General features: G+C 65.3%; 24 protein-coding genes. 10 read left to right on the forward strand and 14 right to left on the reverse strand.

Translation table 11 applies throughout. The features are described from left to right. The 3 genes from WBQ44_RS20305 to WBQ44_RS20315 form a co-directional block, all read right to left on the reverse strand. On the reverse strand, positions 1-881 hold an 881-nt coding region (locus WBQ44_RS20305; protein WP_495568467.1), incomplete at its 3' end, for an Ig-like domain-containing protein. A 148-nt stretch (positions 882-1,029) separates the two neighbouring features. Then, positions 1,030-2,580 (reverse strand): Rieske 2Fe-2S domain-containing protein, encoded by a 1,551-nt coding sequence (locus tag WBQ44_RS20310; RefSeq protein WP_495568468.1) that lies wholly within the window; start codon positions 2,578-2,580, stop codon positions 1,030-1,032. Between the two features lie 52 nt (positions 2,581-2,632). Then, positions 2,633-3,667: a UDP-N-acetylmuramate dehydrogenase gene (locus tag WBQ44_RS20315; RefSeq protein WP_495568469.1), complete on the reverse strand. Its 1,035-nt coding sequence runs from the start codon at positions 3,665-3,667 to the stop codon at positions 2,633-2,635. Between the two features lie 72 nt (positions 3,668-3,739). Here WBQ44_RS20315 and WBQ44_RS20320 point away from each other — a divergent pair, with 72 nt between their 5' ends. From WBQ44_RS20320 to WBQ44_RS20330, 3 genes are read left to right on the forward strand one after another with little or no spacing between them, the layout of a single operon-like run. Beyond that, positions 3,740-4,243, forward strand: coding sequence for a DUF2505 domain-containing protein (locus WBQ44_RS20320; RefSeq protein ID WP_495568470.1), 504 nt, complete (start codon positions 3,740-3,742; stop codon positions 4,241-4,243). Positions 4,244-4,292: 49 nt separating this feature from the next. Then, positions 4,293-4,796, forward strand: coding sequence for a DUF2505 domain-containing protein (locus WBQ44_RS20325; RefSeq protein WP_495568471.1), 504 nt, complete (start codon positions 4,293-4,295; stop codon positions 4,794-4,796). Further along, positions 4,780-5,556, forward strand: a complete 777-nt coding sequence (locus WBQ44_RS20330) for a class I SAM-dependent methyltransferase (protein ID WP_495568472.1) — start codon at positions 4,780-4,782, stop codon at positions 5,554-5,556. The genes WBQ44_RS20325 and WBQ44_RS20330 overlap by 17 nt, the downstream gene beginning before the upstream one ends. 1 nt (position 5,557) lies before the next feature. Here WBQ44_RS20330 and WBQ44_RS20335 read toward each other — a convergent pair whose 3' ends face one another. Continuing rightward, positions 5,558-6,145 carry a type IV toxin-antitoxin system AbiEi family antitoxin domain-containing protein gene (locus tag WBQ44_RS20335; RefSeq protein WP_495568473.1) on the reverse strand — a complete coding sequence of 196 codons (588 nt, stop codon included), beginning with the start codon at positions 6,143-6,145 and terminating at the stop codon, positions 5,558-5,560. 131 nt (positions 6,146-6,276) lie between these two features. Between WBQ44_RS20335 and WBQ44_RS20340 the strand changes: the two genes are divergently transcribed. After that, positions 6,277-7,011 (forward strand): LmeA family phospholipid-binding protein, encoded by a 735-nt coding sequence (locus tag WBQ44_RS20340; protein WP_495568474.1) that lies wholly within the window; start codon positions 6,277-6,279, stop codon positions 7,009-7,011. A 20-nt stretch (positions 7,012-7,031) separates the two neighbouring features. Here the strand turns inward: WBQ44_RS20340 and deoC are convergent, their stop codons facing one another. After that, positions 7,032-7,688: a deoxyribose-phosphate aldolase gene (gene deoC / locus WBQ44_RS20345; RefSeq protein ID WP_495568475.1), complete on the reverse strand. Its 657-nt coding sequence runs from the start codon at positions 7,686-7,688 to the stop codon at positions 7,032-7,034. Between the two features lie 138 nt (positions 7,689-7,826). Here deoC and purU point away from each other — a divergent pair, with 138 nt between their 5' ends. Further along, entirely contained in the window at positions 7,827-8,714 is an 888-nt protein-coding gene (purU, locus tag WBQ44_RS20350; protein ID WP_495568476.1) for a formyltetrahydrofolate deformylase, read from the forward strand. A 12-nt stretch (positions 8,715-8,726) separates the two neighbouring features. On the opposite strand, the gene WBQ44_RS20355 is transcribed toward purU, so the two are convergent. The 6 genes from WBQ44_RS20355 to WBQ44_RS20380 all read right to left on the reverse strand — a co-directional run bounded on the left by WBQ44_RS20355 (position 8,727) and on the right by WBQ44_RS20380 (position 13,806). After that, the gene (locus WBQ44_RS20355) at positions 8,727-9,758 is read right to left on the reverse strand and encodes an alpha/beta fold hydrolase (protein WP_495568477.1); all 1,032 of its coding nucleotides are present in this window, start codon (positions 9,756-9,758) and stop codon (positions 8,727-8,729) included. Between the two features lie 36 nt (positions 9,759-9,794). Further along, complete coding sequence (locus tag WBQ44_RS20360; protein WP_495568478.1) at positions 9,795-10,565, reverse strand: MerR family transcriptional regulator; 771 nt, start codon at positions 10,563-10,565, stop codon at positions 9,795-9,797. A 43-nt stretch (positions 10,566-10,608) separates the two neighbouring features. Then, positions 10,609-10,899 (reverse strand): DUF2516 family protein, encoded by a 291-nt coding sequence (locus WBQ44_RS20365; RefSeq protein WP_495568479.1) that lies wholly within the window; start codon positions 10,897-10,899, stop codon positions 10,609-10,611. 81 nt (positions 10,900-10,980) lie between these two features. Further along, positions 10,981-11,817 carry a heparin-binding hemagglutinin gene (locus WBQ44_RS20370; RefSeq protein ID WP_495568480.1) on the reverse strand — a complete coding sequence of 279 codons (837 nt, stop codon included), beginning with the start codon at positions 11,815-11,817 and terminating at the stop codon, positions 10,981-10,983. A gap of 21 nt (positions 11,818-11,838) precedes the next feature. Next, positions 11,839-12,354 (reverse strand): helix-turn-helix domain-containing protein, encoded by a 516-nt coding sequence (locus WBQ44_RS20375; protein WP_495568481.1) that lies wholly within the window; start codon positions 12,352-12,354, stop codon positions 11,839-11,841. A 180-nt stretch (positions 12,355-12,534) separates the two neighbouring features. Further along, complete coding sequence (locus WBQ44_RS20380) at positions 12,535-13,806, reverse strand: DUF445 domain-containing protein (RefSeq protein ID WP_495568482.1); 1,272 nt, start codon at positions 13,804-13,806, stop codon at positions 12,535-12,537. Positions 13,807-13,930: 124 nt separating this feature from the next. Between WBQ44_RS20380 and WBQ44_RS20385 the strand changes: the two genes are divergently transcribed. Continuing rightward, on the forward strand, positions 13,931-14,698 hold the full coding sequence (locus WBQ44_RS20385; RefSeq protein WP_495568483.1) for a TetR/AcrR family transcriptional regulator: 768 nt from the start codon (positions 13,931-13,933) through the stop codon (positions 14,696-14,698). Positions 14,699-14,701: 3 nt separating this feature from the next. On the opposite strand, the gene WBQ44_RS20390 is transcribed toward WBQ44_RS20385, so the two are convergent. After that, entirely contained in the window at positions 14,702-14,869 is a 168-nt protein-coding gene (locus WBQ44_RS20390) for a hypothetical protein (protein WP_495568484.1), read from the reverse strand. 80 nt (positions 14,870-14,949) lie between these two features. Here WBQ44_RS20390 and WBQ44_RS20395 point away from each other — a divergent pair, with 80 nt between their 5' ends. From WBQ44_RS20395 to WBQ44_RS20405, 3 genes are read left to right on the forward strand one after another with little or no spacing between them, the layout of a single operon-like run. Beyond that, positions 14,950-15,507, forward strand: coding sequence for a type 1 glutamine amidotransferase domain-containing protein (locus WBQ44_RS20395; RefSeq protein WP_495568485.1), 558 nt, complete (start codon positions 14,950-14,952; stop codon positions 15,505-15,507). A gap of 8 nt (positions 15,508-15,515) precedes the next feature. Further along, a complete protein-coding gene (locus tag WBQ44_RS20400) occupies positions 15,516-16,508 on the forward strand; it encodes an iron-siderophore ABC transporter substrate-binding protein (protein ID WP_495568486.1) in 993 nt (330 codons plus the stop codon). 37 nt (positions 16,509-16,545) lie between these two features. Continuing rightward, a complete protein-coding gene (locus tag WBQ44_RS20405; RefSeq protein WP_495568487.1) occupies positions 16,546-17,757 on the forward strand; it encodes a lipase family protein in 1,212 nt (403 codons plus the stop codon). 107 nt (positions 17,758-17,864) lie between these two features. On the opposite strand, the gene WBQ44_RS20410 is transcribed toward WBQ44_RS20405, so the two are convergent. Then, positions 17,865-18,326, reverse strand: a complete 462-nt coding sequence (locus WBQ44_RS20410) for a PPOX class F420-dependent oxidoreductase (protein ID WP_495568488.1) — start codon at positions 18,324-18,326, stop codon at positions 17,865-17,867. Between the two features lie 54 nt (positions 18,327-18,380). Between WBQ44_RS20410 and WBQ44_RS20415 the strand changes: the two genes are divergently transcribed. Then, positions 18,381-19,250, forward strand: a complete 870-nt coding sequence (locus WBQ44_RS20415; RefSeq protein ID WP_495568489.1) for a polyphosphate kinase 2 family protein — start codon at positions 18,381-18,383, stop codon at positions 19,248-19,250. A 13-nt stretch (positions 19,251-19,263) separates the two neighbouring features. Here WBQ44_RS20415 and WBQ44_RS20420 read toward each other — a convergent pair whose 3' ends face one another. Continuing rightward, positions 19,264-19,488: a hypothetical protein gene (locus WBQ44_RS20420; RefSeq protein ID WP_495568490.1), complete on the reverse strand. Its 225-nt coding sequence runs from the start codon at positions 19,486-19,488 to the stop codon at positions 19,264-19,266. Positions 19,489-19,573 lie beyond the last annotated feature (85 nt).

Genomic DNA, 19,573 nt, shown 5'->3' on the forward strand with positions numbered 1-19,573 from the left:
ACCACGTGGATGCCGCTGCGTGTGACGTTGCGGTCCTCGTTGCCTTCGCCGTAACTCACGGGAATGTCCATGATGGTCTGACCATCGCGCACCACCTGCATCCGGTGGCTCGTGGCGTCGGCGACGACCACCTGAGCTCTACCGATCGAGAAGTCGAGCGTCACGTCGTCGGCGCCGTAGTTGCCTTCGCCGTAGTCGACCCCGTACAGGCTCGCCTTGACCGACACCGTCGTGCCCGGCGCCCAATAGTTGGTGGGCCGCCAGTGAATTCGCGAGCCGTTGTCGTCCGGGAACCACGCCCAACCGCCGGGCGTCGGCGGGTTGGTCGTCACCGTCAGAGCCTTCTCCACGGCAGCCTTGTCCTCCACGGTCTGATCGAACTGCAGGATGATCGGCGCCGCGATGCCCACTTCCTGGCCGTCGCCGATGTTGGTGCTGACGGACGTGCGACTGTCGGGAGTGACCGTCGTGAAGCTGCCGTCGATGGTGACGCTCTTGCCGTCGCTGCCGACAGCGGAACCGGCCCAGGTATAGGTCGAGCCGTAGCCGAGGGGTTCACCGACGGTGTACGACAGCTTGTCCGGGGACAACAAACCCTGCACGACCTTGCCATCGGGGTTGGTGAGCGTGACGTTGCTCAGTGTCCCGTCGGCGACCGTGACGGTGACCGGTGCGACGGGGCTGACGTTCTGCGTCCCGTCCGCCGGGTCGATCGTCACTTCGGCGACGGGCGCCGCTTCCGTGGTCGGCGCAGCGTCACCGGACGATCCGCTACCGGAGCCGCCGATGGTGCAACCGGCGACGAGCACCGCCAATGCCACGATCGCTGTGACCATCCACAACAGCCGCGCCCTGTATGTCCGTTTTCCCTGCTCATGCACGTTATCCAACGTACCTGGGCCGCCCCGGCGCACCCCTCGTCGAAACAGAATGCGCCGAGACTCACAGCGCATTCACGGCTTCCTACAACACTATTGCGCGTCTACAACGCCCATACGCGTTGTGAACGCACAATCCTGTAGTAAGGAGTCAGAGTTTCGTCGACCGCAGTTCGTGGCCCTTCGAGGTGAGGCATCGGCCGGTATCGAGGTTCCAATCCCAACCGTGCAGATTGCATGTGAGCTTGTTGCCCTCGACGATGCCGAACTTGGACAGGTCGGCCTTCAGATGCGGGCACCGACGCTGAATCTCGTAGCCGTCCTTGACGATGGTCGCGGTGTCGTCGTGTGCTTCGGCGAACCACCCGTCGGCGTACGCGATGCGCTCGTCGGTGAGGCATTTGAAGAACGTGTAGAGGAATTCGTTGTAGCCACCGACCCGGCGAGCACGAAAACGCGTCGACAGGAAGATCGAGTTGACCCAGTCCGGTTCCTTGTCGCGCACGACCGTCCGGACCAGTTCGGCCGGGATGGTGAAGCTGTAGCGGAAGCGTTCCTTGGCGATCGGCTCGCGAACCATCCGCTTCGGGAAGTCGAGAACGACGGTCTCGTCGCCGAGCATCAGAGCGACCGGGTATCCGATGCCGTCGCAGATCTGGTCGGTCTGGCTCATGATCGGCTCGAACAGCTCACGCAGCGGTTCGAGCAGCGGCTCGCCTTCCGCAGGAGCCCACGCTGCCTTCTCGGCTGCGATAACGCCTGCCTGGCGCTGCGCGTACGCCTCGATGTAGTCGGCTTTGCCGGTGGTGAAGATAGCTTCGGCCTCGTCGACCGGAATGGGGTGCTCGTGCGAGATCAGCTCGCTGCCCCGAAAGGTGGACGTGGTGCCCGGGATCTGCAGCAGACCCTTCTCGTGACCGTTGCGGCGCATCTGGTCGAGAAACACCATCTGATCCGGGAAGATGTTGGCCGGATCGCCGTAGACATCGTTGAGGAAGCGCAGTTCGTCGTCGAGGAAACACGGCGGGCCCGCGGACGGAACCACCCACGTTGCACCGATCTGCTCGATGTACTGACGCGCGCGGTCCATCTGCCGCTGCCGCTTCTGCTCGCCGAACGCCTTCTTCGCACGCTCGACCATGTTGTAGACCATCGGGTACCAGATGGCACCCGAGTACTGCAGCATGTGCACGTCGACGTGGCCGAATTCCTCGGTCAGCACCTCGAGGTCGACCGGCCTGGCGTCGTTCATGTTGAAGGCGACGGTGTTGCCGTCGGTCACCACGAGGCCGGAGTCGCCGATCGGACCGTCCGCGGGCGCACGCAGCGCGATGATCATTATGTCGAGGTCGCCCTTCGGACCCGACACCCGATGTTTGACGGAGTTCGTGGTCTCGAAGAACTTGTGGAAGCCGAGCTTCTCGAGCTCGTTCTTCAGGTCCGGCACCGGGTAATCCGGCAGCAGAACGGTCGTGTCCTTGTTCACGTGTTCCGCGAGGGTCTTCGGGTCGAAGTGGTCCTTGTGCAGATGCGAGACGTACAGGTAGTCGCAATCGCCGAGGGTGTCCCAGTCGAGACCGGAATTGTCCGGGAACGGGAACCACGAGGTGAAGTACGCCGGGTTGACCCACGGGTCGCACAGAATGCTGCCCGCTTCGGTCTGGATGTGGAATCCCGCGTGTCCGACGCTGGTGACCTGCACTTGGATGACTCCTTCGATAGCCTTCGTGATCGATGGTATGCGCTCGGCCAGGTCAGTTCAGCGAGCAGCCGACAAGGTCGCATTCGGGAACCAACGTGATTCCGAACTCTGCTTCGACCCCGTCGCGGATGTGCGACGCCAACGCCATGACGTCGGCCGTGGTGGCGCCGCCGCGATTGGTGAGCGCGAGAACGTGCTTCGTCGAAAGAGACACGGTGCCGCGGCCGAACACCGGGCTGCCGTCGAAGCCTGCGCCGTACCCGTGTGCGAAGCCTGCGTGCTGGATCAACCACGCCGCGTGGATCTTGATCCCCGACGGGTCGGGATACTGCGGTGCGTGCGAAGCCTTCTCGGGCACCTCGGCCAGCACCGGATTGAGGAAGAACGAACCGACACTCCACGTGTCGTGATCGGCCGCGTCGAGAACCATGCCCTTCTGTCCGCGCAGATCGAGCACGGCGGCGCGTACGTCCTTAGCGGGGACGGTATCGCCGATCGTGACTCCGAGACGATCCGCCAAACCCGCGTATCGAACGGGGTCCGAGACGGCCGAGCGGCGCAGCGCCATCGTCGTGTCGAGAATGACGTAGCGGCTCGAGTGCTTGAACACCGACTGCCGATGCAGGCCGAAGCCACACCGATCGGGGCCCCACTTCTCAGTCCGACCCGTCTCCCGGTCGTAGACGGTGAGACCTGTCAGCACGTCCGAGGTGACGGTTCCGTAGGCGCCGACGTTCTGCACGGGCGTCGCTCCGGTCAGACCGGGAATTCCCGACATCGCTTCGAGACCGGCAAGACCTTCGTCCAACGATGCAGCGACGACGGAGTCCCAGTGCTCCCCCGCCGCGACCCGCATGGAGTCACCGTCGATGCGCGTGCCCGAGGTGTCGACCTTGACGACCAGTCCGTCGAAACCGTCGTCGCCGACGACAAGATTGGATCCGCCGCCCACCAGAAGGACCGGCGTGTTCGACGCGTCGGCGTCGCGGACCAGGGAGACCAACTCGTCGGACGTGGTCGCGACGGCGAAGTCCCCGGCCGGACCACCGAGTCGCATGGTGGTGAGCTCGGAGATTGCAGTAGGCACGGAAGTCCAGGGTACCGGGCCGAGGGAGGGCTTCCATCTCCGACGGTCGGACCCACCCGGTAACCTCCGCGTATGCCTCGCCCCATCGCGCACAGCGCGTCCGTCCCCGCACCCGTCGACAAGGTGCACGCCGCGCTCGTTTCCGAGCAGTACTGGAAGGACCGCATCGCCGAAATCGGTGGCCCGGGCGCCCAGCTGGTGAGCGTCACCGCGATGAACGGCACCATCAGCGTCGTCATGACGCAGTCGATTCCGGAAGAAGAACTGCCCGCAGCGGTCACCGCGTTCAAGAAGGGCCCGCTCGTCATCGAGCGCACCGAGTCGTGGGGCCCGCTCGGCGGCGGACGCGCGGAAGGCAAGTTCGGTGCCACGGTCGACGGCGCGCCGGCCAACATCTCGGGCACCACGTTGCTCGAAGGGAACGACGTCTCGTCGACGATGTCGCTCTCCGGCACCACCGAGGTCAAGGTGCCGATCTTCGGCGGAAAAATCGAAGCCATGATCAGCGAGCAGGTTCTCGCCCTCATCGACAACGAGCACGACTTCACCGGCGAGTGGATCGCGAAGAACCTGTAGCCGACAGGCCCGTAGGCCAGACGTGACGGGGTAGGTACCCTGGCCGACTATGGCGCGCCGCATGAACTACTCAGCCCGGTTCACCTACTCCACGGAGCAGGTGTACGCCGCGCTGTCCAGCCGTGATCACTGGGACGCTCGCATCGAGGAGATGAAGAAGTACTCCCACAACGAGCTGATCAGCTTCGAAGTCTCCGATGCCGGCATCGACGTCGTGATGCATCACATCATTCCGCGCACCGAACTGCCCGACATCGCGCAGACGGTGATGAAGAAAGACATGGTCATCACCCGCAACGTGCACGTCGACGCCTACGCGGAAACCACAGCCGGGCACTACGACGCATCCATCCCCGCAGGCCCCGGCAGCCTCAAAGGCACCACCTCACTCTTCCCTACCGCGGCAGGCTCCACCCTGCGCACCTCCTCGGAAGCCAAGGTGTTCCTGCCGTTCATCGGCGGCAAACTCGAACAGCTCATGCTGGTCAACCTCATCGACCTCTGGCGCGGCGAGGGTGAAGTCACCGCACAATGGCTTGCCGACAACGCCTGAAGGAATAATCACCCGCGGCACCACCGGCATCAACCGCCTCCGCCGCAGTGACCGCTGGCTGACCCACAACCCGCTGGTCCGGCGGACGCTCACGAGCGCTTCGGATCCGCTGGTCGTCGACCTCGGCTACGGCGCCAGGCCGGACACCACGCTCGAGCTGGCTCGTCGGCTGCGTTCGGTTCGACCGGATCTCCGTGTCACCGGCCTCGAGATCGACCCTGCGCGCGTCGTAGAACCGTCCGAGAACGTCACTTTCGCGCGCGGCGGCTTCGAGCTCGCAGGCCTACGGCCCAATCTGGTCCGCGCGTTCAACGTGTTGCGGCAGTACCCCGAGGACGCCGTTGCGGGAGCCTGGGCGCGCATTCTGTCGGGTCTCGCGCCGGGCGGATTGCTGGTCGACGGTACGTGCGACGAACTCGGCCGGCGCTGCGCATGGGTGCTGCTCGACGCGTCGGGCCCGCTGTCGCTCACTCTGGCGTGGGATCCGTTCACGGTGCAGACGCCGTCCGACATCGCCGAGAGGCTCCCCAAAGCGCTGATTCACCGCAACGTTCCGGGCGAACCCGTTCACGCGTTGCTGCAGGCGGCCGACCGCGCCTGGTCGACGGCTGCCCCGCTGGCACCGTTCGGTCCGCGGGTCCGCTGGCGTGCTGCCCTGACGCAGCTGGTGCAGCTCGGCGTGTCGACGGACGTGCCGCGGCGACGGATGCGAGACAACGTGCTCACTGTGCCCTGGCAGACCGTCCGACCCAATCCGTGAGTCAGGTGCAGGACGCGAGAGCCAGTTCCACGCGTTCTGCGACGCGGTCCTGCCCGTGCGACGCCTCGCCGTACAGCGCTCCCGCGTCGACCCGACCGATGGCCACCGCGTCGCCCACCACCTCGTCGAGCGTGATCTGCGAGATGCCACCGGCCGCGAGGTCCAGCACGGTGCGCACCGGAGTGGTGATGCGGAAGGCGCCGGTCGACTCGAAGTCGTGCGGCGTTAGCTGCAGGCGATGGACGGCGAGCCTGGTGTCGGTCAGCTTCAGGTTGGTGAACGCCGATACGTGCACGAACTGTGGGTGCAGGTGCCCGAAGCCGTGCAATTCGGCGGCACTTTGATGAGAGATCACAGCGTCGCCGCCGAACCAGGCGCACCACATGGCGAACTGTTCGAGGTCGTTGTGCGGCCAGTCCGCGAGCCGACACAGATTGCGCTCGACCTTCACCCAGTCGCCGACGGCGATGTTGCCCTGCACTGCCGAGGCGTCGAAACCCAGGACGGCGGCCTGCTCGGTGGTGAAATAACCGTCCTGGCCTGACGCCAGGCGACGCAGTTCGACGGTGCTCGGCCGTGTCTCGCTCATGCGCACAGACTACGGGAGACTGTGTTGCACATCACAAAGATTGGGCCGGAAGTTCGGGATCCGCGGACGACTCGCCCGAAAACCGTCGAATTCACAGAGCTCTTTCAGAATCATCGGGAAGACTGCGGCGAATGACACGAAGCAAAGCCCCCATGATCGCGGTGCTCGTCGTACTGGTTCTCGTCGCCGCACTGCTCGGCGGAGAATTGTTCGTTCGGCAACAGATCAAGTCGTGCCTCGCAGGCCAGCTCGAGAGCGAAATCGGTAGCCAGGTCGACGTCGGCCTCGGCTGGAAGCCGATTCTCGTCTCACTCGTCGACAAGCAGGTGTCGTCGGTGACCCTCGACAGCTCCGACGCGCGCTTCGGTCCCGCGCAGGGCATGGTCGTTCACGCCGAGGTGGAAGACGTCGACCTCCAGCAGAACGCCGAGAGCAACGGAACAATCGGTAGCTCGAGCGCCGATATCGCGTGGTCCACCGACGGCATCGCAGCGACGCTGCAGTCTCAGGGAATCGGTGCGCTCGTGTCCGGAGTCACCTCCGACGCCTCCGCCGGCACCCTGTCGTTCGCCGTCGGCGGCCTGGCCGAACTGACGGTCAAGCCGACCGCCACCGGCGACCGCGTGAACGTGGAAACCGTCGACGCGTCCATCCTGGGGCTCGGCATCCCCACCGACCTCGTGGACAGCATCGTCGGTGTACTCACCGACAGCCTGCAGCAGTACCCGCTCGGCATGACCCCGACCGACCTGACCGTCACCGATTCCGGCATCGAACTCAATCTGCAGGGCGGCGCGTACTCCATTCCCGCGCAGCAGCAACAGCAGAACGTCGAAGCTCCGGAGGGCTGCGGACTGCTTGCCTGATTACTCCTGCCAGCAGGAAGTCAGTTATCGAGTCCCGCCAGAACCGCCCGGGTGCCCGACAATCCCAACCTGGTGGCACCGGCGTCGATCATCGCCAGGGCGGCGTCCGTGGTTCGGATGCCGCCGCTGGCCTTGACGCCCAGCCGTCCGCCGACCGTTTCGGCCATCAACGCCACGGCTTCGACGCTGGCACCGCCCGCCGGGTGAAAGCCGGTCGACGTCTTGACGAAGTTCGCACCGGCCTTCTCCGCGACGCGGCAGGTTTCGACGATCGCGTCGTTCGACAGCGCAGCGGATTCGATGATCACCTTGAGCACCGGTGTCGGCCCGATGGCCTCGCGCACGGTCAAGACGTCGGACAGGACGGCGTTGTAGTCGCCGGCGATCGCGGCGCCCACGTCGATGACCATGTCGATCTCGTCGGCACCCTGATCCACCGCGAGCCTGGCCTCGGCACCTTTGACGAGCGAGTGATGCTTGCCAGACGGGAAGCCGGCAACCGCGGCGACGACGAGCCCGTCGCCGCGGATCGGCAGCATCGACGGCGACACGCACACGGCGAGGACGCCGAGTTCGAGTCCTTCCGCGATGAGCGCAGTGACGTTCTCCGGCGTGGCTTCGGGCTTGAGCAGGGTGTGGTCGACCATTCGGGCAAGAGCGCCGCGTGTGAGAGACATGAACCCAGCCAACCACAGCCCGGTGACGTCTGGGCCGGCAGCGAAGTGGCGAGTTGACCACTGCCCGCGGCATCGACTCGGTGGACGCGACGAGACTGGTCGCAACCGGGGTCCGGGCGGCCTGAGACAATCTTCCCCATGAGTTCTGCTGGTGTCGCCGACGACCGTCGCTACGTTCTGTCCCTCGGGTGCCCCGACCGCACGGGCATCGTCGCCAAGATTTCGACGTTCCTCGCCGAGGTGGGCGGCTGGATCGTCGAGGCCGCCTACCACGCCGACCCGGACACGGGTTGGTTCTTCACTCGGCAGGCGGTCCGCGCATCGTCCGTCGGGATGAGCATCGAAGAACTCCGGGCGATGTTCGAGCCCATCGCCGCCGAGATCGGCCCGGAAACCGAATGGACACTGCACGATTCGGGCGAACGCAAGCGCGTGGTCATCCTCGTCAGCAAAGAGGCGCACTGCCTGCACGATCTGCTGGGCCGCGCGGCGGGCGGTGAACTCCCCGCCGAAATATCTGCCGTCATCGGCAATCACAAGTCGCTCGAACCCGTCGCCGCAGCCCACGGCATCACGTTCCACCACGTCGAGTTCGCGAAAAATCCGGCCGAGCGTGGGCCCGCGTTCGACGAGGTCAAGTCACTCGTCGACTCATACGATCCGCACGCGGTGGTGCTGGCACGATTCATGCAGGTGCTCCCGGAAGCGCTGTGCGAGCACTGGTCCGGTCGGGCACTGAACATCCACCACAGCTTCCTGCCCTCGTTCGTCGGCGCGCGGCCGTACCACCAGGCATTCGCTCGCGGCGTCAAGCTGATCGGCGCCACCTGCCACTACGTGACGGCCGAACTCGACGCGGGCCCCATCGTCGAACAGGACGTCATCCGCGTCGACCACGCCGACGAGGTGGCCGACATGGTGCGGCAGGGCCGCGACATCGAGAAGCTCGTTCTTTCCCGGGGCCTTCGCTGGCACCTCGAAGACCGCGTGCTGGTGCACGGCAAGAAGACCGTCGTCTTCAGCTGAGCTCCTCCGGATTCACTCCACGCCGAGGTTGCGCAGCCGCGCGACCTCGGTGTTGAACTCGTCGATCGCCTCGACCGAGCTCATGTGACCGATACCGGGCAACTCGATGAGCCTACTGAGGTGGTCGTGCGCCTCGAGGGCCTGCGCGAGCTTGCGGGCGTGTACGGGCGGGGTCAACCTGTCGGCCGTCCCGACGAGCACCGAGGTGGGCACGCTCATGTTCTCGAGCGCTTCGTGAATGTCGAGGTCGGTGAGCGCCGAGCCCCAGATGCCGCGGGTGTGCGGCTTGCACTCGAGAACGATCTTCTCGCAGAACGCCACCTCGGCCTGCGTCGAGCCTGGTGCCATCGACACATACTTGATGGCCTGACGCGTCACCGGCGACGGCCGAAGCGGAACGGCGGATCCGAGCACCGCGCGGCCCAGAGGCAGCGGTAGGCGAGGAAAGCGCCCGGGCAGCGGGATGACGGTGGTCTCGCGGACGAGACTGTCCGTGGCTGTGCTCGCCAGCAGCACGGCGCAGACGAGCCGGTCCACCTGGACCGGATAGCGGCCGGCCCACGCCATGATCGACATGCCGCCCATGCTGTGGCCGACGAGCACCGCCTTGTTGTTCTCGTCGACGGTGGCGGCGAGCACGTCGGCCAGGTCGTCAGCCAGCACGTCGGGGCCGAGCGGGCGGGTACCGACGTCGCTGCGTCCATGACCGCGCTGGTCGTAGACGATGACGGAGTAGTTCTCGGCGAACGCGTTGATCTGCGGGATCCAGTAGTCGGCCGAGCACGTCCAACCGTGACTGAACACGATGGGCGGCGCCGCGGGATCACCGTAGACACGGACGTGGAGTTCGGCGCCGTCGTCGGTGACGACCGGGACGATGCGCGGGTCCGAGGTGGGGGTGCGTAGCAACGCGTCCGGCTGAGCATCGGTGGTGCGGACGAACGAGCGCGTTCTCCGGCGTCGAAGCAGGACTCCGATACCCGCTGCGACCGCGAGCCCCCCGATGCCCAGGGCTGCACCCTCGACCGTTCTCCGTGTGACCACGTCTGTTGCCTCCCAGCCTTGGAAACAGCCGAAAAATCAACTCGCCTGGTCGTCTACCGGGCTGCGTTCTCCGTGCTGCTGATGGACCTTCTGCTGCAGGATCTCTTCCATGGTCAACGTGATCCGTTGGTCCATTGCATCCCGGAACAGTGCCCCCACCACTCGATGTGTCAAAGGACGCAGTCTGTTGACCAGGTCCGCTATCTCCCCGACCGTGCGTGCGTCGGTCTCGAAAGGATCTTTGTCTTCGCGCAGGAACTTGTCTGTGATCAACGCAACAAAACGGCGTGCAACATCGTCGAGATCGCGTTGCACGGCCTCTGTCTGATCGAGCGTGTCCGCGAGCGGGATTCCCGCCTCGGCCAAGATGCGGGCCGCGTCGAGTAGAACCGGATTGTCGACGCGGTACTCGTCGCCCTCCTTGGCGGTGACGCCGAGTGTCACCCCGCGCTCGAGGTCCGTCTCGGACACGTCGGCGCCGAAGATCTCGCGCATCTCGTCGACGCTCAGCCGCCTGGTTTCTCGGATCTTCCGGGAATGGTCGTGTATGTCCTCGGCGGTCAGCACATCTTCCACACGCAGCCCGGATTGGGCAGCGGTGAGCAGTTCGCTGATGGTGGCGAAGGTGTAGCCGCGGTCCAACATCCGGGAAATGAGCGAAAGCCGAGCCAGGTGCGCATCGTCGTACCAGCCAGTACGTCCCTCCTTACGCGGGGGAGGCAGCAGGCCGCGGTCCTGGTAGACGCGCACATTGCGCACGCTGACCCCTGCACGACGCGCGAGATCGTCGACGCGGTATTCGGTCATCCCTGCGTGGTGGGCTCGGCCGACCTACCGGGAAGAGCCGCTGTCACCAGCGCGGGCCGCGCTGAATGCCGTCGACCTTGGGCCTGACGTCGACGAGATAGACACACACCGCGACGATGGCGATGATGCCGAGGAAGTTGATGCCGAACACGAAGATGACCAGCAGCGAAACCACGAGGATGCCGAGCCATACCGGCTTGGTCAGCTTGTCCACGGCCGGGAAGGCGTCGGAACGCTGACGAAGGGCATGGAAGACGGCGTAGGCCGCGCCGCCCAGAGCAAGGATCTGCAGGGCGAACAAAATCAGCGAGGTAAGGCTGTTCACGACGGGCACGCGCCCATACTACGCAAATCGGCCCCCGCACCGCGTGGTGCAGGGGCCGATCGTCGCGAGAGGGTGGAACCGGAATCAGCTTCAGGCCTTCTTGGCCGGAGCCTTCTTGGCCGGCGCTGCCGCAGGCGTTGTCTTCTTGGCTGCGGCGGCGGGGGTAGCCGGGGTGGCCTTCTTGGCCGGTGCCGGCGCGGCCTTCTTCGGCTCGTCCTTGTGCAGCGGTGCGTCGACGTTGCCGCGGGTCTTCGACTCGACCTTGCCGGCCTGGCCGCTCACCTTGTCGGACGCGTCGACGGCGGCTTCCTTCGTCTTATCGCCCGCCTCGTCGATCTCGTCGGCGAGTTCTTCGGCCTTCTCGCTCAGATCTTCGGCGGAGTCGCGCACCTTCTCGGATGCGACGCCTGCCAGAGCCGCAGCGCGCTCACCGACGGCGCGAGTCTGCGAAGCAACCGTGCCGAGTGCCTGTTCGGTCAGGTCGACGACGTCGTTGGCTGCGCCCGTCGCGCGGTCGATGCCCTCTTCGACGGCCGGGGTACGGCGGATGCGCTCGACGGTCTCTTCGCCGCGCTCGGCGAGCGAGGTGTACAGATCGGATGCGACCTTGAGGTACGCCTCGGCGACCTTGCGAAGCTCGTCCGGGGTGAAGCGCTCGCGGAGATCGGCGATCTCGTCGGGCAGCTCGGCCGGCAGGTTGGTCAGACGCTCACGCAGCGACTCGACGCCCTCGGTGACGTCCTCGGACAGGTCGGCGATGCGGGCGCGGGCGGTATCGACACGCTCGGTGACCTCGCTGGTGCGGGTCTCGGCGCGCGAACGTACCTGAGCGACGACGTCGGCAACTGCCTGGACCACCGCATCACCCGCGCCGACTGCGGCATAGATGGGGGTACGGACGTTGTCGAAGTTCTTGGGATCGGTCATGAAAGGACTCCTATGGCTTGTTCACGGTTCGGTGTTCACATCTGGTTCGCTCGACTCCAGCGGCAGCGCCGACTGAATGTCGCTCGTCTTCTGCGCTTGCTCGTTCTCGCGACGGAACGAGTCGTAGATCTCCATCAGCACATGCTTCTGTCGATCCGTGATCTCGGTGTCGCCGAGCAGCGCATCTCGAACTGGACCATGGGGACGCTCTTCCAAGAACCCGGCCCGTACGTACAACGCTTCCGATGACACCCGCAGACCCTTGGCGATCTGCGTGAGCACCTCGGCGGACGGTTTGCGAAGCCCGCGCTCGATCTGACTGAGATACGGATTGCTCACCCCCGCCCTCGTGGCGAGTTGCCGCATCGAAACTTGAGCGGCTTCACGCTGACTGCGGATGTAGCTTCCGATGTCCGACGCCGCAGTGGTGACGACGCTCGCGACGAGATCACTCGCCTCGGCGACGACCTCGGTTGCTTCGGACACCTTGCCGACTATGCCCGGACTGTCGTTCTGGTCATGGTCGTTACGGTTCATGTTCACCACTCGATCCGCTGGTCGAAACTTGTGGTTCCGCGTGCCGGACCGAGATTACCCAAGGGTGCTAACTATTGCAAGCACTCTGCTAGCGCGCTCGGGATGCGCTCCGCGCCCGTGTCTGAAAAGTGCTGTTCGAACAGCATTAAAGGCACACGGCGGCGCAGCCGCCTTTGCCGCCTACCCGAACAACAGATGCGAAAGCGAGTAGATCGCCAATCCGGCGAGCGATCCGACGACGGTTCCGTTGATGCGGATGAACTGCAGGTCCCGTCCCACTTGGAGCTCGATCTTGTTGCTCGCCTCTTCTGCATCCCACCGGGCGACGGTGTCGGTGATGATCGTGGTGATCTCGTCGGCGTAGTTGGCTGCGACGTACCGCGCCCCGCCGAGCAACCAGCCGTCCACCTTCGCGCGCAGCTCGTCGTCGTCGCGGATACGCGCACCCCAGTTGGCGACGTTCTCGCTCACCTTGACGCGCAGCGTGCTGGACGGGTCGTCGACGGATTCGGTGATCAGACGCTTGGCGACCTTCCAGGTTGCGGCCGCGAGCCCGGTGATCTCCTCGCGGCCCATGATCTGCGCCTTCAGCGATTCGGCCTTGTCGATGGTGGCGGGGTCGTGCTGCAGATCGTGCGCGTAGTCGACGAGGAACTTGTTGGCCGCGAGTCGCAGATCGTGCTGCGGATTCGAGCGAACCTTCCACGTGAACTCGACGAGTTCCTTGTAGATCTTCTCGCCGAGCAGGGCGTCGACGAACTTCGGCGACCAGGTGGGAGAGTCACGGGTGACGACCCGTTCGATCGTCTCCTGGCTGCTCAGCGCCCACTGGTGAGCTCGTTCGGCGAGCATGTCGATCAACGGCAGCTGCCGGTTCTCCTTGATCAGCTCGTCGAGCACACGGCCGATCGGCGGTCCCCACTGCGGATCGGCGAGCCTGCGCACGATCGTGTTGTCGATGACCTGCGTGATGTCCTCGTCGTTGAGCACTTCCACGACGCCGTGCATCACCGTCGCGGATTCGGCGGCTACGCGTTCGGCGTTGTCCTTCTGCGCGAGCCACGTTCCGAGTCGCAGCGGAATCTGCGCCGACCGAACCTTGTCGGACACCACATCCGGCGCCAGAAAGTTGCTTCCGACGAACGACCCGAGCGACGAGCCGAGCTGATCCTTCTTCTTACGGATGATCGCCGTATGCGGGATCGGAATGCCCAGTGGGTGCTTGAACAGCGCGGTGACCGCGAACCAGTCGGCGAGCGCGCCGACCATGCCGGCCTCGGACGCAGCCCGCACGTAGCCGACCCACTCCCCCGCACCCCTCGACTCCTGCCACCGGCACACGAGATAGACCACCGTGGCGAAGGCCAAGAAGCCCGTCGCGACGAGCTTCATCTTGCGAAGATCACGGCGTTTGGTGGCATCGTCGAAATTCATCAGCTGCACGATCGCCATTGTGCCTGTGTTCGCGAGTCACATGCGTCGGGCCGACGGGTGTCAGACGCGGCCCACACCTCCGGCAGCGTCGACGCCTAAGCTGAAGCCCGCAGGGACGACGAGATGGATACGGCGGACACACGTGGCGAAAAATGCAACATCAGCGGATTCTTCCGAGCCTGAAACGGCCGAATCCGGCTCCGATTCGAAGGCCGCCACAAACGGTGCGAAGGCGGAGAAAGTCGACAAACCGGACGGACGCAAACGTCGGTGGCGCGAACACAAGATCGCTCGTCGCGAAGAACTCGTCGACGGCACCCTCGCTGCCATTCGCCTGCGTGGGCGTGAAATCGGCATGGACGAGATCGCGTCGGAGATCGGAATCTCGAAGACCGTTCTGTACCGGTACTTCACCGACAAGAACGATCTGACGACGGCGACGATGACCCGGTACGTCGAGACGACGCTCGCGCCGCGGATCTATCTCGCCATCTCGGAGCAACTGGGCGAGTACGAGCTCACCCGCGCGGTCATCGCCGCGTATGTGGAGACGGTTGCTACCGATCCCGAGGTCTACCTCTACGTCATGGCCAACAACGCCGGCAGCAACCGCGACGTCGTCGCCGAGTCCGAGCGCATGATCGCCGAACTGCTGGCGACCGTGCTCGGGGAGCGCCTGCGCCAGCGCGAAATGGATTCCGGCGGTTCGGTTCCGTGGGCGTTCGCGGTGGTGGGCGCTGTGCAGTTGGCGACGCACTGGTGGATTTCCAACAAGTCGATGTCTGCCGAAGACCTCATCGACTACCTGGTGATGATGACGTGGGGCGGCATCCACGGCGTGGCGATGGCGGACGGGTCACCGGCCAAGTTCAAGTCTCAGCCGCATCCCCTGGTGGACGACGAAGCCTAGGGCCTAACGCTCGTCTTCGGGATCGATGGGCACTTCGAGGTGCTGCTCCACCACATCGGCCGGATCGGCCTCGGTCGGGATGGACGCAGGGATGTCCGACGGCTCTTGCCGCGCCTCGTCGATGCGATCTTCGTCCGGCGTTTCGGTGGTGGGTTCGATGTAGTCGGCCATGTGAACGACACTACCCACGGCCGCAACTTCGAACACGGGGTCGCAGTTTGAGAGTGTCGGTCGGCGGTCACCCTCGAAACATGACCAATTCACTCGAAGGACTCCGCGTCGCCATCCTCGCAACCGACGGGGTCGAGGAGGTCGAACTCGTCCAGCCGCGCGACGCCGTGCAGTCGGCGGGTGCGACCACCACTCTGGTGTCGCTCACCCACGGCGACATCCAAGCGATGAACCACGATGTCGAAGCAGGCAATACGTTCGCCGTCGACAGTGTCGTTGCGGACGCATCGGTCGACGACTTCGATGCGTTGATCCTGCCCGGCGGAACCACCAACCCGGACAAGCTCCGAACCGACTCGGACGCAGTCGAATTCGTGCGTCGCTTCGCTGAGGTCGGCAAGCCTATCGGCGTCATCTGCCACGGTCCGTGGACGCTTGTCGAGGCGGACGTCGTACGTGGCCGCACACTTACGTCGTATCCGAGTGTGCGGACGGATATTCGCAACGCGGGCGGAACCGTGGTCGATCAGGAGGTCGTCGTGGACGGCAACTTCGTGTCGAGCCGCAATCCGGACGACCTTCCCGCGTTCTGCGACACCATCGTCGAGCAGTTCTCGAAAGCAGGCCAGGTAGGTTAGCGTTGCCTATGCGCAACTTTCGATTGTCGACCCTGACCCCCGCGGTCGTTGCGGTCGCAGCCCTGACTTTGACCGCCTGCGGGGGTTCGGACTCCTCGTCGGACGCCGACTCGGACACCGGCGGCACGGGGTCGACGGTCTCCACCATGTTCGGCGACGTCACCGTTCCGGAAGACCCACAGCGCGTCGTCGCTCTGGGCTGGTCGGACGCCGAAACCGCGCTCGCGCTCGGCGTGGAACCCATCGGGGCCAGCGACTGGCTCGCGGTGGGCGGTGACGGCCTGGGACCGTGGGTCGAGGAGTCTTACGAGACAGCACCGACGATCCTCGGCACCTACGACGTCGACGTCGAATCGGTCGCGGCCCTTGCTCCAGATCTGATCCTCTGGACTCGCAGCACCAACGATCAGGCCACGTACGACCAGCTGTCCGAGATCGCACCCGTCGTGGGAGCGCCCGTCGGCACCGACATCGCCTACGGCACCACGTGGGACGGACAGACCGAACTCGTCGCCCAGGCACTCGGCAAGGAAGAGGAAGGTCAGCGGCTGATCGACGAGACAGAAGCCGCATTCGACGCAGCGGTGCAGGAACACCCCGAGTTCGCCGACAAAGCCGTCGCCGTGGGCACCCTCTACAGCGGCCAGCTCGGCGCCTACGTCGACGGTGACGTACGCGTCGAGTTCATGAAGAAGCTCGGATTCGTCAATTCGCCGACCATTCAGAGCCAGGCCGAGGCGGGAACGTTCGCCATCGATCTGTCGACGGAGAACGTCGCCCAGCTCGACGCCGACCTCACGGTCATGTTCCCGATCGGCGGCACCGCCGACGTCATCACCAACGACCCGTCCATTCAGGGTCTGCCCGTGGCGCGCGACGGCCGCCTCGTCGTCCTCGACGACCAGCAGCTCAGCAACGCGTTCTCGAGCGCGTCGGCGGCCGGGACGCAGTACGCACTCGACAACGCGGTTCCGTTGTTCGCAGCACCGCTGCAGGGCTGATTGGCGGCCGGGTACGGCGTCGTGGTCTGATCCCACGGTGCCCGATATACGCCGTACCCGGCTTGCCGTAGCCGCGTGCGGTGCGCTTCTCCTGGGTTGCAGTACCGCTCCCACCGAGCCAGTGGGCACGACCGGCGGATATTCGACGGATCTCCCGGCCGCCGACGCGCAGACGCTGGCGGCCAGGGGCACGGTCGTGTCGAGCACCACGAACACCGGGTTCGACGCAGCAGATTTTCCGGCCGGAGCCACCGCGGCAACCTTCGTCTACAACTCCGTCTCAGGCGTCACCGGCGCAGGCATCGAAGTCACCGGTGCGCTCTTCGTACCGACCGGACCCGCCCCGGCAGGGGGCCGCCCCGTCGTCGCCTACGCGCATGGAACCGTCGGCATCGCGCCGGGATGCGCACCAACCGAAACTCCGCAGCTGTCGGGCGATGCAGGTAAAGTCGCGTACTTTATCGGGCTCGGCTACGCGGTCGTCTACACGGACTACCTGGGGCTGAGCGGCGAGGTGACCGCCCCTGCGCACCCGTACCTCGAACCACGCACCGCGGCCTTCGACGTCATCGACTCGGTGCGTGCGGCCCGCAATCTGGACCCCACGTTGTCTACCGAGTGGGTCGCCGTCGGAACCTCACAGGGCGGCCAAGCCGCCTGGGCTGCAAGCGAATTCGACGGGATCTACGGCGACGGACTCGACCTCGTCGGTGCCGCCGCACTCGCACCGGCGCTCGACGTGTCCCCCATCGTCGCCGACGCCCAGACGTCGTCGATATCGGGTGGTCAGCGCTCGCTCTACCCCCTCATCGTCCAGGGGCTCGCCGCTGTCGACCCGGCGATCGTCCCCTCCGACCACCTCCACGGCACGCTCGGCGACAACGCCGAAGCGCTGGCCGCGTGCGACCCCGCGAGCGCAATGGCACGATCGCTCGCCGACGCCGACGTACAACTCGGCGACACCACCGCCGAGTCCACCGAGGCCGCCGACCGCCTCAGGAAGCGCCTGCAGGACTACTCGCTGCCCAAGGCCGCGTCAGCGGCACCCATCCTCGCCGTCTACGGCGGAGCCGACGACATCGTGCGACCCGAGTGGACCGAAACCGCGCTCGCCCGCGCCTGCGGCTACGGCGACACCCTGCTGGCCGTGCGCCTCGAAGGCCAGGGGCACTCCGTCGATGCCGGCGCGCTCCTCGAAACCTGGATCGCCGACCGCTTCACCGGACTCCCCGCGCCCAGCAACTGCTAGAACTGCCGAGCGCCGGTCACATCGCCCCGCCGGGCTGGTCACATTCTCCCCGCCGGGCTGGTCACATTCTCCCCGGAGGGCTTGTCACATTCTCCCCGGAGGGCTTGTCACATTCTTCCTGGCGGAAATCCACCTTCGGCGATCGGGCCCCAGGACTCGATCGTGATGCGTATCAACGACTTTCCCTGCTTGCGCATCGCTTCGCGGTACTCGTCCCAATTCGAGTGTTCACCGGCGATGCTGCGGAAGTATTCGACGAGGGGTTCGACGGACTCGGGCAGGTCGACGATTTCTGCGGTGCCGTCGATCTGGACGTAGGCGTCGTTCCACTCGTCCGAATGCACGCACACCGTCACTGCCGTATTGCGCCTGATGTTGGATACTTTTGCGCGCTCGGGGTACGACGCAATGACGATACGCCCTTCGGAGTCGATCCCGGACGTCACCGGCGAGACCTGCAGTCCGCCGTCACGCTTGTGCGTGATGAGCGTCGAATGATGGCGGGGCCGGATGAATTCGAGCAGTTCCGAGCGTTCGACCGACTGTGCTGTTGCGAGTTTCGGGGCCATGCAATCCAGGCTAGTGGCAACTTCTGCGGCCGGGTGTGCAGCTAGGGTCGGCGCATGGCCAAGCATTCCAAGAAGAGCGAAAACCTGTGGTCGACGCCTGCGGCACAGATCTTGCGTGCCACCGCCGCCACGAAGGTGAACGACATCGACTTCGACCTCACACCAGGTTTCGAAGGAACCAAGTCGGACGGCCAGGGGCTGCTGGCCGAACGCGGAGAAGTGTTGTCGGCCCTGCAAGAAAAGCTCTACGCCAACGGCCGCTCGGGTGATCTACGGTCGATCCTGCTGGTCCTGCAGGGCATGGACACCGCGGGCAAGGGCGGCATGGTCCGGCACGTCATCGGCGTGGTCGACCCGCAGGGCGTCGATCTCGCGTCGTTCGGTGTGCCGACCCCCGAGGAGCGTCAGCACCACTACCTGTGGCGGATCCGCAACGAGCTCCCGCGAGGTGGTCGCATCGGCGTCTTCGACCGGTCCCACTACGAGGACGTGTTGGTCGTCGCCGTGCACGACCTGGTTCCGCGTGAGGTGTGGGAACCGCGCTTCGACGAGATCAACGCCTTCGAGAAGGAGTTGGCCGAGTCCGGCACGCTGATCGTCAAGGTCGCCCTGTTCGTCTCTCCCGAGGAGCAGCGCAGGCGACTTCAGGAGCGGCTCGACCGGCCGGACAAGCATTGGAAGTACAACCCCGGCGACGTCACCGAGCGCGCGTTCCTACCGCAATACCGAACGGCCTATCAGCGCGTCATCGACCGCACCAACACCGACCACGCACCCTGGTACGTCATTCAAGCCGACAAGAAGTGGTACAGCAGGCTCGCGGTCACCGAACTGCTCATCGACGCGCTCGAGCGGCTCGACCTCGACTGGCCCAAGGCAGATTTCGACGTCGAGGTGGAGAAAAAGCGCTTGGCCGACAGCTGAGAACGGGAGACATCTACGACACGGCGCCTGGCGGGTGTTGGTTGCGGTGATGCTGATCGCCCGCGACTGCCCCGACCAGACCCATGGCAGTGGCCACGGCGACGACGCAGAAGCACCCGGCGATGACGGCCAGAGCGGCGTTACCGAAGGCGGCGGCAGCGAGGAAAACTCCCAGCAGCACGACGCCCAGAACGAACAGCCCGTAGCGGGTCAAATTTGGGTGAGAAGTCGTTTTCATTGGGGAGTCCTTCCTCGCGGAAAACAGGTCTTGCGCAAAGCATCGTCCCGACCCGATCTCGACGTTACGCCCGTTACGGCCACGC

This window comes from Rhodococcus sp. (in: high G+C Gram-positive bacteria) (genome assembly GCF_049591685.1).
Classification (GTDB): Bacteria; Actinomycetota; Actinomycetes; order Mycobacteriales; family Mycobacteriaceae; genus Rhodococcoides.